The organism is Pseudomonas sp. MWU16-30323 (assembly GCF_020515595.1).
GTDB lineage: Bacteria > Pseudomonadota > Gammaproteobacteria > Pseudomonadales > Pseudomonadaceae > Aquipseudomonas > Aquipseudomonas yamanorum.
In genome coordinates this window covers 1-12914 of sequence record NZ_JAIWYM010000010.1, presented here as the reverse complement: position 1 = coordinate 12914, position 12914 = coordinate 1, and the positions used below count along the sequence as shown (strand labels likewise).

Genomic DNA, 12914 nt, shown 5'->3' with positions numbered 1-12914 from the left:
GCAGGCCTTGGCAAAAGGATCAGGCCCGGAGGGTAAAACAATTGACCGGGCGCCAAGGGCAAAAAATGTTTCAGGGAACATTCCCACGTCCGTGTAGGAATGTCATCGCAGTGGCTGTCAGGCGTTTTCTTTCTTCGGCTCGCGAATCTTGTACCAGGCCACGTACAGCGCCGGCAGGAACAGCAGCGTCAGCAAGGTGGCGATGATGATCCCACCGATCATCGCGTAGGCCATCGGCCCCCAGAACACTTCCCGGGCAATGGGGATCATGCCCAGGCTGGCCGCTGCCGCCGTCAACAGGATCGGCCGACGCCGGTGTTCGGTGGCTTCCACCACCGCATCCCACGGCGTGTACCCGTCGCGCTCGTAGGCGTCGATCTGGGTCACCAGGATCACCGAGTTACGGATGATGATGCCGATCAACGCGAGGATCCCCAGGATCGCCACAAAGCCCATGGGCGTGCCCGTGGGAATCAGCGCCAACACCACGCCAATCAGCCCCAACGGTGCGACGCTGGCCACCAGGAACATCTTCTGCACGCTGTGCAGCTGGATCATCAGGAAAGTCGCCATCAAGAACAGCATCAGCGGCACCACCTTGGCGATCGGGCCCTGGGCCTTGCCGCTTTCTTCCACGGTGCCGCCAGTGGCGACCTTGTAGCCCACCGGCAACCCAGCACTGAACTTGTCGATGTCCGGCTTGAGCTGTTTCACCAGGTCGGTGGGCTGTATGTCGTCGCGCACCGCCGCCTTGATGGTGATGGTCGGTTTGCGGTCGCGACGCCACACCAACGGCTGTTCCAGCTCATAACGCACAGTGGCGAACGCCAGCAGCGGAATCGAGGTGCCGTTGGGCGTGACAATCTGCAGGTTCTGCAAGGTTTCCGGCGTACCCCGTTCGGCGTCTTCGGCGCGGCCGACCACGTTGATCAGGTAGATGTCGTCATGCACCTGGGTCACCGACGCACCGCTGACCACGCTGTTCATCAACTGCGCCACGTCTTCCGACGACAGCCCCAGTTGCCGCGCCTTGTCCTGGGCGATGTCCACCCGCAGGACTTTGCCCGGCTCGTTCCAGTCGTAGATGATCTCGCCCATGTGGGTGTTTTTATCGAGCATGGTCGCCAGTTCGATGGCGTGTTTACGCACCTGATCGATGTCCTTGCCAGACACCCGGTACTGGATCGGACGCCCCACCGGGGGCCCCATTTCCAGCGGCTGGACGAAGCTGCCGACGCCGACAAAATCTTCCCGCAGGTGTTTTTGCAGGCGCGCGATCAACGCGCCGCGCTCTTCCAGGCCCTTGCTGACGATCACCAGTTGCGCGTAGTACGGGTTCTCCAACTGCTGGTCCAGCGGCAGGTAGAAACGGATCGCGCCCTGGCCGATATAGGTGCTCCAGCGAGCAATGTCCGGGTCGTCCTTGATGATCGCCTCAAGACGGTCGACGGCCTTGCGGGTCTCGTTGATCGAGGCGTTTTGCGGCAGGTTGAGGTCGACGAGAATTTCCGGGCGGTCCGAGGACGGGAAAAACTGGTTCTGCACAAACTGCATGGAAAACACCGACGCCACAAACAACAGCACGGTGATGCCGATGGCCCACCAGCGATTGCGCATGGCCCACAGCATGCCGCCATTGAACGCCCGCCCCACACGGCCAGGCTCGGCGTTATGGGGTTTTACCTTGCTGCTGAGGATGTGCACCCCGAGCACCGGCGCGAACAACACCGCGACCACCCACGACACCAGCATCGCCACGGCAATCACCGCGAACAAGGTGAAGGTGTACTCGCCCGCCGAGCTCGCGTTAAGCCCAATCGGCACAAAACCGGCGACGGTCACCAGTGTGCCGGTCAACATCGGGAATGCCGTGGAGGTGTAGGCGAAGGTTGCCGCCTGCTCCTTGGTTTCGCCTTTTTCCAGGCGCGTGATCATCATCTCCACGGTGATCATCGCGTCGTCCACCAACAGGCCGAGGGCAATGATCAACGCGCCCAGTGACACCCGCTGCATGGTGATGCCGCTGTATTCCATGAACACGAACACCAGCGCCAGCACCAATGGAATCGAGCACGCCACCACCAACCCCGCGCGCACGCCGAGGCTGATAAAGCTCACCACCAGCACGATGATCACGGCCTCGAACAGTGCGCTGGTAAAGCCGCCGACGGCCTCTTCCACCACTTCTGCCTGATCGGAAACCTTGTGCACGCCCACACCCACCGGCAGGTCGGCGGTCAGCTCGTCCATGCGTTTGTGCAGGGCCTTGCCGAAGTCCTGGATGTTGCCGCCCTTCTGCATGGCGATGGCCAAGCCAATCGCCGGCTTGCCGTTGAAACGGAACATCGGCGTCGACGGGTCGACATAGCCACGGGTGATTTCCGCCACGTCAGCCAGCCGATAGAAACGGTCATTGAGCCGCAGATTGACGTTGGCCAGGTCCTTCTCCGAGGCGAACTGCCCGGAGGTACGCACCGAAATCCGCTCCGGCCCCGCCTCGATCACCCCGGCCGGGGTCACCGCGTTCTGCGATTGCAGGCTCTGCACCACCTGGCGCTGATCAATCCCCAGGGCCGCGAGTTTGCGGGTGGAGAAATTCAGGTAAATCACTTCGTCCTGCTGGCCGATCATCTCGACCTTGCCCAGCCCCGGCACCGAACGAATCTCGGCGCGTGCTTGCTCGACGTAGTCGCGCAACTGGCGCATCGACAGGCCATCGGCGGTGAACGCATACACCGAGCCGAACACGTCTCCGAACTCGTCGTTGAACGCCGGCCCCTGCAAGCCTTGGGGGAAGCTGCCACGGATATCGTCGATCTTCTTGCGGACCTGATACCAGATCTCCGGGATCGCCTTGGCGCTGGTGGTGTCCTTGAGGAACACAAACACCGTGGACTCACCGGGCCGGGTGTAGCTCTTCACGTAGTCGAGGGAGTCCAGCTCTTCGAGTTTTTTCTCGATGCGGTCGGTGACCTGCTTCAGGGTTTCTTCCTGGGTCGCACCGGGCCAGCGGGTCTGGATCACCATGGTCTTGATGGTGAATGAAGGGTCTTCTTCGCGGCCGAGGTTCATGTACGAAAACACGCCCATCAGCAGCGCGACGAACATCAAGTACCAGACGAAGGACTGATGCTTGAGGGCCCAGTCGGATAAGTTGAAGCTCCCTTTCATCGCGGGCTGTCCTCGTCGATTTTGACTTTTTGCCCGGGCTTCAGGCTGTTCACGCCGGCAGTCACCACGCGCTCGCCGGGTTTGACGCCAGCGTTGAGCAAGGCGCTGTCGGCGTCACGGCTGACGATGGTGACGTCACGGGGTTGTACGGTCTGGCTTTGGGTGTCGATCACCCAGATGCGGGTCTTGCCGTCGGCTTCCTGCAAGGCAGTGAGGGGCAGCTCGATGCGTGGAGCGATGGCTGAACTGAGGGTAACGCTGATAGCGGTGCCGAGGCGAAACGCGGGCGGCGTTTCGGCCAGGGTCAGGCGGGCGCGACGGGTGCGGGTGGCGCTCTGGGCCTGGGGTTCAATCTCGCGCACGGTGGCGGTGGTGCTGACGGCGGGGTCCATCTGCCCGGCGACCAGGAACACCACGTCCGGCGGCAGGCGTTCGGCGAGGCCGGCGGGCAAATCGATGACGGCTTCCTTGATGTCCGGTCGCGCCAGGGTCACCACTTGCTGCCCGGCGCTGACCACCTGGCCGGCCTCGGCATTCCAGGCGGTGACGATGCCCCCGTGGTCGGTGCGCAGTTCGGCGTAGTTGAGCTGATCCTTGGCCTGGTTGACCGAGGCCTTGGCTTGGTCGAGGGAGGCCTGGGTGGTTTTCAGGTCGGTCTGGGCCACATCCAGTTGGGCCTGGGCGCCGACGCCGCGGTTGAACAGTTCCTGCTGGCGACGGGCATTCGCCTGGGCGTTGATCCACTGCGCCTGGACCCGGGCCAAATCGCCTTGGGCAGCGCGCAACTGGTTCTGTTGATCAGTGGGGTCGAGCACGGCCAGCAAAGCGCCCTGCTCCACTTCAGCCCCCACATCCACAGCGCGCCGGGCAATGCGCCCCGGCACACGGAACCCCAGGTTGCTTTCATAACGGGCCTGGATGGTACCGGCGAAGCGGCCGAGGTTTTCCTGATCCTCGGACTTCACTTCAATCGACAGCACCGGGCGCACCGGCTCCGGCGTCGGCTCTTCCTTGGAACACGCCATCAACAGCAGGCTGGCGGCGAGCACACACGTCAGCCGCTTCATGGCTGCACTCCTTGGGCCTGGGCCTGATCCGGCGGCTGGGCGATTTCCACGATCATGCCGGGGTGCAGCAATTGCCCGCCGGCCACCACGACTTTTTCGCCGCCCTTGAGGCCGTCGCTGATGATGACCTTGCCGGTCAGATAGCGCGCGACCGTGACCTTGTGCAGTTGCGCCTTGCCATCAGCGTCCACCAACCATACCGCTGGTTCGCTGATGTCTTTGGTCAATGCGGCCCACGGCAATTCAATGCTGGCCTTGGCCGGCCCGTTGGCGGTGGCGCTGACCACCGAGCCCAGTTGCATGCCCTGGGGCAGTGCGTCGAGGGCGATTTTGACTTGCACCGTGCCGGTATTGGCGGCCACGGCCGGGGTTACTTCGCGAACCTTGCCCACGGCGGTGATCTGCGGATTGTCCAGCAGGCTGACGGTGATCGGTTTATCAGGTGGTGGCTCCACCAGCAGTGACTCATAGACGTTGAACACCGCGTCGCGCTCGCCATTCCGGGCCAGGCTGAAGATCGGTACGGTGGCCTGTACTACCTGGCCGACCTCGGCCTGGCGCGCGGTGATGATGCCCGGCGCGTCGGCGATCAGCGAGGTGTAGCCCAACTGCTCACGGGCATTGGCCAACTGCGCCTGGGCGGCAGTCAGCGCGCTTTGACTGCTGCGCAGCGCGGCCTGGGCGGAGTCGTATTCGCTGCGGCTGGTGTAGCCCTTGGGCAGGAGTTTTTCCTGGCGCACAAACGCGGCGGCAGTCTGTTTGACCCGCGCCTGTTCGGCGACCACCTGGGCCTGGGCGGAGTCGAGGTTGGTCTGCAAATCTTTCGGGTCGAGCTTGGCCAGCACTTGCTTGGCGCTGACGCGGTCACCGACATCCACCATACGCTGGATGATTTTGCCGCCGACGCGGAACGACAGATCGGTCTGCACCCGGGCCTGGATATCGCCGGTCAAGGTCACGGCGGCGGCAAAGTCGGTGGACTTCACGGTCTGCACAAACACTCGGGAATGTTCCTTGGGTTCGGCTTTTTCCTGGCCGCAACCGCTCAACAGCGCCAGAAGGCCAAGGCCGAGGATAATAAATGTGGAGTTGGGACCGCCCATGCAGGCTCCTTTTGCGTGATGCCGCCGTGCCAGTGTCTATGCGACTGTGAGCTTAGAACAGGGTTCCTTATCTGCATGGAGAATCCCATACTCCAATGGTTCCCAAACCGATAATTTTTCTCATGCTCAAAACCCTCGCGGTGGCCAATTACCGCTCGATCAACAAATTGGTGGTGCCGCTGGATCGGCTGAACCTGATCACCGGCCCCAATGGCAGCGGCAAGTCCAACCTGTACCGCGCCCTGCGGCTGCTGGCGGAGACGGCCCAAGGCGGTGTGATCAACGCACTGGCCCGCGAGGGTGGGCTGGATTCGACCTTCTGGGCCGGGCCGGAAAACATCAGCCGGCGCATGCTCAGTGGTGAAGTCGCGGTGGAACCCATCGTGCGCCAGGGCGCCAAGCGTTTGCGCCTGGGGTTCGCCGGGGAGGATTTCAGCTATGCGATTTCCCTGGGGTTGCCGGAGCCGGGCGAGTCCTATTTTTCCCTCGATCCGGAGATCAAGAAAGAATGCATCTGGGCCGGCCATGTGTACCGCCCAGCGAGCCTGCTGGTACAGCGCTCCGGCCCGATGGTGCGCGCTCGCGAAGGCCGGGCCTGGGATGTACTGGCCCAGCACACGCCGAACTACCACAGCCTGTTCGATCAGGTCGGCAGCCTGCGGGGTTCGCCGGAAGTGTTGCTGCTGCGTGAAAGCATTCGTGGCTGGCGCTTTTATGATCACTTTCGTAGCGATGTCGATGCACCAGTGCGCCAGCCGCAACTGGGTACACGCACGCCGGTGTTGCATCACGATGGTCGGGATCTGGCGGCGGCGTTGCAGACCATTCGCGAGATTGGCGATCCGGACGCCTTGCAGCGTGCAATCAGCGACGCGTTTCCCGGCGCGCGGTTGAATATCGAGCCGTTGCAGGGCGGCCGTTTTGCCATTGAGTTTTATCAGGAAGGGTTGCTGCGGCCGTTGTCGGCAGCGGAGCTGTCGGACGGGACCTTGCGCTATTTGCTGCTGGTGGCGGCGCTGTTGACGCCAAGGCCACCGACGATGATGGTGTTGAACGAGCCGGAAACCAGTTTGCACCCGGACCTGTTGCCGGCATTGGCGCGGCTGATCATCCAGGTGTCGCAGCAGTGCCAGGTGTGGGTGGTGTCCCATGCCAGCCGCTTGATTGCGGCGTTGCAGCAGGATGAAGGGTGTAATTCGATCGTGCTGGAAAAGGTGATGGGACAGACGCAGGTGGTGGGGCAGCGGGTGCTGGATGAGCCGGCGTGGCATTGGCCCAGCTGATGATCGTTCCCACGCTCTGCGTGGGAATGCATAACGGGACGCTCCGCGTCCCAACAGCAGACGCGCAGCGTACAAGGCGGCATTCCCACGCGGAGCGTGGGAACGATCACTGACGGGTCAACCCTGCCACTTCCCGCCTTCAACAATCACACTCTCAGGCTTGGTGTCATCGCTCAGTTCCTTGCGAACATACTGGTCATACAGTTTGAGCAGATATTTCTCCTCGCCCAGCCTGGCCAGCTCGGCATTCACCCAATCCCGCAGTTCGATGTTGCCCTTCTTCACCGCCGGCGCAATCGGCGCTTCATCCCCCAGTTTCTGCTCCAGCACACGGTAGCCCGGGTTCTGCTTGGCCCAGCTGAACAACACCAGGTTGTCCTGGGCATACGCATCACCACGGCCCGCCGACAACGCTTGCAGCGACTCGGAGTTTTTCTCGAACTTCAGCAGTTTCCAGTCCGGGTGGTTCTTGGTCAGCCAGATATCTGCGGTTGTGCCGGTGGTGACGATGGTGGTGCGGGTCGCCAGGTCGTCCAGGCTTTTCACCGAGCTGTCCTGCGGCACCAGGGCCTGCACCGCGACTTTCAGGTTTGGGTTGGTGAAGTCCACCGCTTCCTTGCGCTCCGGCGTCACCGTCATGTTGGCGAGGATCAGGTCGACCTTGTCACTTTGCAGGAACGGAATGCGGCTCGCCGGCTCTACGGCGACGAATTCAACCTTGTTCTCGTCGCCCAGCAGGTCCTTGGCGAAACGGCGGCCGATGTCGGTATCGAAGCCGACATAACGGCCGGACTCATCCACGAAACCAAACGGCGGCTTGTCGGTGAATACGCCGACGATCAGCTTGTCCCGTGCCTTGATCTTGTCGATGTAGCTCACCGCAGCCGGGGCCGGGGTGGCCGCAGCGGCCGTCTTGGCGGGCTCTTCGGATTTGTTGCAGCCGGCCAGCAAAGCGAGGCCGAACAGGGGGAATAACAACTTGGCAGTTTTCATGACAGCTCCAGTTCCTTGGTTCTTTTGGGCAGTGTTGAAACAAAGGAGAACTTCTCCAGGAACTGCTGCGCGCGTGCGGTTTGCGGGTTCGTAAAGAATGCCTCGGGGGTGTTTTGTTCGAGGATGCGGCCGGCCTCCATGAACACCACGCGGTCGGCGACGGCGCGGGCGAAGGCCATTTCATGGGTGACGATCAGCAGGGTCATGCCGTCCCGGGCCAGGCCCTGGATCACTTCCAGTACTTCCTTGACCATTTCCGGATCGAGGGCAGCGGTGACTTCGTCAAACAGCATGACCTGCGGGTTCATGCACAACGAGCGGACGATGGCGATGCGTTGTTGCTGGCCGCCCGAAAGCTGGCGCGGGTAAGCGTCGCGCTTGTCCGACAGGCCCACCCGTTCCAGCAGTTTTTCAGCCTGGGCCCGGGCTTCACGGGGCTCGCGTTTTTGCACTTTCAGCGGGCCGAGCAAAATGTTGTCGAGCACGCTCATGTGCGGGAACAGGTGATAACTCTGGAACACCATGCCCACGTCCTGGCGCACCTGGCGCCAGTCGGTGGCCTTGTCCAGCAGCTCCTTGCCGGCAAAACGCAGGCTGCCACTGTGGGCCACTTCCAGCCCATTGAGGCACCGCAGCAAAGTACTTTTGCCGCAGCCGCTGGGGCCGAGGATCACCACCACTTCGCCGCTTTGCACACTCAGGTCGATGCCCTTGAGCACCTGCTGGTCGCCGAAGTATTTATTGAAACCCTGGAACTCGATCAATGCGCTCATGCTTGGGCCCAGCGCCGTTCCAGCACCTTGGAGGCGGCCGACAACGGGTAGCAGATAAAGAAGAAAAACAGGAACAGCGCGCCGTAGATCAACACCGACTCGTAGGTGCGCTCGATGATTTGCTGGCCGACCTTGATCACGTCCACCACACCGATCAGCACCGCCAGGGAACTGGTCTTGATGAGGCGGGTGTAGACGTTGATGGTCGGCGGGGTCATGCGTTTCAGGGCCTGGGGCAGCAACACGTAGCCGTACAGTTGCGGGTCCGACAGGCCAATCGACAGGCCGGCTTCACGCTGGCCACGGGGCAACGAATGCAAGGCACCGCGCACCACTTCACCGACTTCACTGGCGCCCCACAGCGACAACACCAACACCGCGCACCAGAAGCTCGGAATGCTCAGGCCAAAGAAAATCGGCAGGCCGAAGAACAGCAAATACAGCCACACCAGCACCGGGATCGCGCGGAACAGCTCCAGGTAAATCCGCAGCACCAGGTTGATCGCTTTTGAATTCAGTGTGCGCAGCACGCCATACAACACGCCGCCGACGGTACTGAAGGCAATGCTCAGGAATGAGATCGACAGGGTTTGCGCAGCGCCCTTGCCCAGTTGCGGCAACGACACCCAAAGTAATTCAAGACCCGAACTGGCCATGCTGGAGCCTCCTTTCAAGGCGGCTGAGCAGCAGCGACAGCGGCAGGAACAACAGCACGCAGATCAGCGTCAGCACGGCGAGCATTTCGTAGGTTTTGTAATAGAGGGCGATGTAGCTTTTGGTGGTGTAGAGAATTTCCGGCACCGCCACCGCCGACACGATGGTGGTTTCCTTGAGCAGGAAAATAAAATTCGCAAACAGCGCCGGCAGGCTGAGGATCCCGGCCTGGGGCAGGATCACATGGCGCAGCAGTTGCCAGTGGGACAGGCCGATGGACTTGCCCGATTCGATCTGTGCCAGCGGCACCGCCTCGACCCCGGCGCGCAGCACTTCCGTGAGGTAGGCGCCGCCGAGAAAGGTCATGGTGATGATCGCCGCCCAGAATCCGGAGATGTTCAAGCCCAGGGCCGGCAACGCGAAGTAGACGAAAAACAGTTGGATCAGCAGCGGTGTGTTGCGCGCCAGTTCGACGTACAGCGCCACCAGGCGCCACACGTAGGGCGTGCGAAATACCAGCAGCGCAGCGTTGATCAGGGCCACCACTAACGAGGTGCCGATAGCGATCAGGCCGACTTGCAAGGTCACGCCCACAGCCTTGAGAAACGCCGGCAGTGTGCTGAGGATAAATGCGTAATCGAAGGTCATCTGAAATCCCTGACGCCACAGGGGTAATGCGGCGTTGGTGCGGTCCGGTTCAGCGTGGGTAACGCTGAGTAGCGCCGACTTTAAAGGTATAAAAAGCAAAATTTAAATACCGAAATAGCATATTGATATCACCCAAATAGATAACCGGCGGATTCGCGGTACCGGCGGATGACAGCTACTGTTCCGGGGGAAGTAGGAAAGGTCTTTTTATCGGTGCTGCACTTCAGGGATAGGCAGCGCGTGGCCAGACTGGCGGCCAACCAACACACGAGGGAATGAGCGATGAAGGAGGCAAAACCGATTGATCCGCAGGAACTGGTGAAGTGGCTGGTGGCGCTGCGCAGGGCCATTAACAGCCGAAATATCTGAGCTGACGCATTACCCAATGTGGGAGCGGGCTTGCTCGCGAATGCGGTGTATCAGTCAGCAGATGTGTTGGCTGACCCACCGCATTCGCGAGCAAGCCCGCTCCCACATTTCGATTGTATTCCAACGATAAAAAACGCCGACGCTGTAGAAGCCGTCGGCGTTTAAACCTTGAAGGAGGTTTTGGGGCTCGATCAGAACGCCGGCACGACCGCGCCGTTGTATTTCTTCTCGATGAAAGCTTTCACTTCCGGGCTGGTCAGGGCTTTGGCCAGCTTCTGGATCGCGTCGCTGTCCTTGTTGTCCGGGCGGGCAACCAGGAAGTTCACGTACGGCGACTTGGCGTCTTCAATGATCAGTGCGTCCTTGGCCGGGTTCAGGCCGGCTTCCAGGGCGTAGTTGGTGTTGATCAGGTCCAGGTCAACCTGGTCCAGCACCCGTGGCAGCAGGGCCGATTCCAGCTCTTTGAACTTCAGGTGTTTCGGGTTGCTGGCGATGTCTTTCGGCGTGGCCAGGGCGTTGGTTGGATCTTTCAGGGTGATCACGCCAGCCTTTTGCAGCAGCAGCAGGGCACGGCCGGAGTTGCTGCCTTCGTTCGGGATGGCCACGGTGGCGCCATCTTTCAGCTCAGAGATGTTTTTGATCTTTTTCGAGTAACCACCGAAGGGTTCAACGTGCACACCGACCACGGTCACCAGGTTGGTGCCTTTACCCTTGTTGAAGTTTTCCAGGTACGGCAGGGTCTGGAAGTAGTTGGCGTCCAGACGCTTCTCGGCCACCTGTACGTTCGGCTGTACGTAGTCGGTGAAGACTTTGATTTCCAGGTCCACGCCTTCTTTGGCCAGGGTCGGCTTGACCAGCTCAAGGATCTCGGCGTGCGGGATCGGGGTAGCGGCTACCACCAGTTTCTCGTTGGCCTGGGCGAAGCTTGCAGTCAGGGCAGCCGCCAGTGCGGTAAACAACAGAACCTTTTTCATGCAGTGTCCTTATCGAAAATCCGGGTCGTCTGGGACGGCCGCTTTTAGTTGAGTGCCAGCGAAGTGCTATCGCGGCGTGAAGCGGACAATACCGAGGTTTTTTATTCCAGAACAATACTTTTTATTCACTTTGATATTCCATTTTGCTCATACAGACGCCAACCCTTTCAGTAGACGCTTCAACGCATCACGTTCAGCGTCGGTACCGCTGCTGAGAATCTGCCGCGCCTGGTGCTCGATCTGCGCCACCGAAGGCAGCGGCAGGTTCAAATGCTCCGGCAAAATCTCGTCGCCACTGCTGACCAGCAGGGCAAAGTGAATCACGTTCTCCAACTCCCGCGTGTTGCCCGGCCAGCTGTGATGCTCAAGCACGCGCTGGGCTTCGTCGCTGATCAGTGGCACCGGCAGGTCGAGGCGCTGGCTGTAGATGCCGAGGAAATATTCGGCCAGTGACAGGATGTCCCCCACCCGCTCCCGCAGTGCCGGCAACTCCAACTGGCCTTCGCTGAGGTAATGGAACAAGCGCTCGTGAAACTTGCCGGCCGCCACGGCCTGGGCGAGGTCAATGCTGGTGGCCGCCACCAGACGCACATCCACCGGACTTGGCTGATGAGCGCCGACGCGGATCACTTCGTGGTTTTCCAGCGCCGCCAGCAGCTTGACCTGGATCGGCAACGGCAGGTCGCCGATCTCATCCAGGTACAAGGTCCCGCCGTTGGCCGAGCCAAACCAGCCGGCGCGGCTGCTGACCGCGCCGCTGTGGCTGCCTGCGGCATAGCCGAACAATTCGGCGTCGGCATAAGTCGGGCTGATGGCGCCGCAATTGACCGAGACAAACAGGCCGGTGCGGTCACTGCCCCGGTGGATATGCCGGGCGAGCAATTCCTTGCCGCTGCCGGTTTCCCCCCGAATCAACACAGGCAAGGCACGGGGGGCGAGGTTTTCGAGGTCTTCGCGCAGTTGCCGCGAACGCGGGTCGACAAACACCAGCGCCTTGGCACGAATGCTCAGGGGGCTTTTTTCGGCGTCGGGGAAAGTCAGCAGGGGCTGACCGAAGGTTTCATGCAGGCTCATGGCAGACTCCCGCCCCATCCACGAAGGGGAAGGGGCGTTTAAAAAATTTTATGCACGGCGCCGGGAATGATGTTCCAGGCGATTTTGCAGGCGATAGAGGTAGGCGAAACCCTGTTCCCAGCGTTGATGGCCGGACTTCACATTGATATGCCCGGCCCCCGCGAGAATCCCCGCTTCGGCGCCCCAGTTACGCGCCAGTTCCAGGGCTCGGGTGGCGCTGACGGCGCTGTCGTTATCGGAGCTGACAACCTGGCTTGGGAACGGCAGCAGATGGTTGGGGATTGGCGCGAAGTTACGCAGGGCGGGAGCGCAGGCAGGGCGTTCGACATCGGCCGGGGCCACCAGCAAGGCGCCTCGTACCTGACGCAGGAACTGCACGGGTGCGGTGGCGGCCCAATGGGCGACGGTGATGCAGCCCAGGCTGTGGGCAATCAAAATCACCGGGGTGCTGTCGGCGGCGATGGCTTCGGCCAGTGCGGCCACCCAGTCTTCGCGGCGCGGGGTGAGCCAGTCGGCTTGCTCCACGCGTGCGCTGTTGGGCAGGCTGTTCTGCCAATGACTTTGCCAATGATCTTCTGGCGATCCTTGCCAGCCCGGCACGATCAGATAACGAATCGACTCGCTGTGCATGGGTGTGCCCTCCTGCAGCGTTTAACGTTGTGGGTCAGTATAGGCACCGGGTATATATTCGTTAAGGAATAAGAAGCTATTTATTAATAACCAAAATGTTTGTTTGAGGGTGTGGGGGGGGGTTAGGGGGTTGGGGTACATATCCGTTATTTAGGTAACGGCGGCTTATGGTTCC

The 12914-nt window shown here is 61.2% G+C and carries 11 protein-coding genes; 1 reads left to right on the top strand and 10 read right to left on the bottom strand.

The genetic code is table 11. The annotated features are described in order from the left end of the window. Window positions 1-117: 117 nt before the first annotated feature. The 3 genes from LIY45_RS13970 to LIY45_RS13960 are packed head-to-tail and all read right to left on the bottom strand — an operon-like array spanning window position 118 to window position 5341. Window positions 118-3171: an efflux RND transporter permease subunit gene (locus LIY45_RS13970; protein WP_017478090.1), complete on the bottom strand. Its 3054-nt coding sequence runs from the start codon at window positions 3169-3171 to the stop codon at window positions 118-120. Next, window positions 3168-4238: an efflux RND transporter periplasmic adaptor subunit gene (locus LIY45_RS13965; RefSeq protein WP_226476676.1), complete on the bottom strand. Its 1071-nt coding sequence runs from the start codon at window positions 4236-4238 to the stop codon at window positions 3168-3170. The genes LIY45_RS13970 and LIY45_RS13965 overlap by 4 nt, the downstream gene beginning before the upstream one ends. Next, complete coding sequence (locus LIY45_RS13960; RefSeq protein ID WP_226476675.1) at window positions 4235-5341, bottom strand: efflux RND transporter periplasmic adaptor subunit; 1107 nt, start codon at window positions 5339-5341, stop codon at window positions 4235-4237. Before LIY45_RS13960 ends, LIY45_RS13965 begins: the two co-directional genes overlap by 4 nt. A 122-nt stretch (window positions 5342-5463) precedes the next feature. Between LIY45_RS13960 and LIY45_RS13955 the strand changes: the two genes are divergently transcribed. Beyond that, entirely contained in the window at window positions 5464-6624 is a 1161-nt protein-coding gene (locus LIY45_RS13955; RefSeq protein ID WP_093202955.1) for an AAA family ATPase, read from the top strand. Between the two features lie 117 nt (window positions 6625-6741). On the opposite strand, the gene LIY45_RS13950 is transcribed toward LIY45_RS13955, so the two are convergent. The 7 genes from LIY45_RS13950 to LIY45_RS13920 all read right to left on the bottom strand — a co-directional run bounded on the left by LIY45_RS13950 (window position 6742) and on the right by LIY45_RS13920 (window position 12739). Next, a complete protein-coding gene (locus LIY45_RS13950; RefSeq protein ID WP_226476674.1) occupies window positions 6742-7617 on the bottom strand; it encodes a transporter substrate-binding domain-containing protein in 876 nt (291 codons plus the stop codon). Continuing rightward, window positions 7614-8390: an amino acid ABC transporter ATP-binding protein gene (locus LIY45_RS13945; RefSeq protein ID WP_017478085.1), complete on the bottom strand. Its 777-nt coding sequence runs from the start codon at window positions 8388-8390 to the stop codon at window positions 7614-7616. The genes LIY45_RS13950 and LIY45_RS13945 overlap by 4 nt, the downstream gene beginning before the upstream one ends. Then, on the bottom strand, window positions 8387-9046 hold the full coding sequence (locus tag LIY45_RS13940) for an amino acid ABC transporter permease (protein ID WP_226476673.1): 660 nt from the start codon (window positions 9044-9046) through the stop codon (window positions 8387-8389). Before LIY45_RS13940 ends, LIY45_RS13945 begins: the two co-directional genes overlap by 4 nt. Continuing rightward, window positions 9027-9692: an amino acid ABC transporter permease gene (locus tag LIY45_RS13935; protein WP_063033611.1), complete on the bottom strand. Its 666-nt coding sequence runs from the start codon at window positions 9690-9692 to the stop codon at window positions 9027-9029. The genes LIY45_RS13940 and LIY45_RS13935 overlap by 20 nt, the downstream gene beginning before the upstream one ends. 560 nt (window positions 9693-10252) lie before the next feature. Next, window positions 10253-11035, bottom strand: a complete 783-nt coding sequence (locus LIY45_RS13930; RefSeq protein WP_003211822.1) for a MetQ/NlpA family ABC transporter substrate-binding protein — start codon at window positions 11033-11035, stop codon at window positions 10253-10255. A 147-nt stretch (window positions 11036-11182) separates the two neighbouring features. Next, entirely contained in the window at window positions 11183-12109 is a 927-nt protein-coding gene (locus LIY45_RS13925) for a sigma 54-interacting transcriptional regulator (protein ID WP_226476672.1), read from the bottom strand. Between the two features lie 48 nt (window positions 12110-12157). Beyond that, window positions 12158-12739: an alpha/beta hydrolase gene (locus LIY45_RS13920; protein WP_063033614.1), complete on the bottom strand. Its 582-nt coding sequence runs from the start codon at window positions 12737-12739 to the stop codon at window positions 12158-12160. Window positions 12740-12914 lie beyond the last annotated feature (175 nt).

What these genes read in the sequence shown, in the direction of transcription:
- LIY45_RS13930 (WP_003211822.1), bottom strand. Translation starts at nt 11,035, where the DNA reads ATGAAAAAGGTTCTGTTGTTTACCGCACTGGCGGCTGCCCTGACTGCA.
- LIY45_RS13945 (WP_017478085.1), bottom strand. Translation starts at nt 8,390, where the DNA reads ATGAGCGCATTGATCGAGTTCCAGGGTTTCAATAAATACTTCGGCGAC.
- LIY45_RS13960 (WP_226476675.1), bottom strand. Translation starts at nt 5,341, where the DNA reads ATGGGCGGTCCCAACTCCACATTTATTATCCTCGGCCTTGGCCTTCTG.
- LIY45_RS13920 (WP_063033614.1), bottom strand. Translation starts at nt 12,739, where the DNA reads ATGCACAGCGAGTCGATTCGTTATCTGATCGTGCCGGGCTGGCAAGGA.
- LIY45_RS13935 (WP_063033611.1), bottom strand. Translation starts at nt 9,692, where the DNA reads ATGACCTTCGATTACGCATTTATCCTCAGCACACTGCCGGCGTTTCTC.
- LIY45_RS13925 (WP_226476672.1), bottom strand. Translation starts at nt 12,109, where the DNA reads ATGAGCCTGCATGAAACCTTCGGTCAGCCCCTGCTGACTTTCCCCGAC.
- LIY45_RS13940 (WP_226476673.1), bottom strand. Translation starts at nt 9,046, where the DNA reads ATGGCCAGTTCGGGTCTTGAATTACTTTGGGTGTCGTTGCCGCAACTG.
- LIY45_RS13965 (WP_226476676.1), bottom strand. Translation starts at nt 4,238, where the DNA reads ATGAAGCGGCTGACGTGTGTGCTCGCCGCCAGCCTGCTGTTGATGGCG.
- LIY45_RS13970 (WP_017478090.1), bottom strand. Translation starts at nt 3,171, where the DNA reads ATGAAAGGGAGCTTCAACTTATCCGACTGGGCCCTCAAGCATCAGTCC.
- LIY45_RS13955 (WP_093202955.1), top strand. Translation starts at nt 5,464, where the DNA reads ATGCTCAAAACCCTCGCGGTGGCCAATTACCGCTCGATCAACAAATTG.
- LIY45_RS13950 (WP_226476674.1), bottom strand. Translation starts at nt 7,617, where the DNA reads ATGAAAACTGCCAAGTTGTTATTCCCCCTGTTCGGCCTCGCTTTGCTG.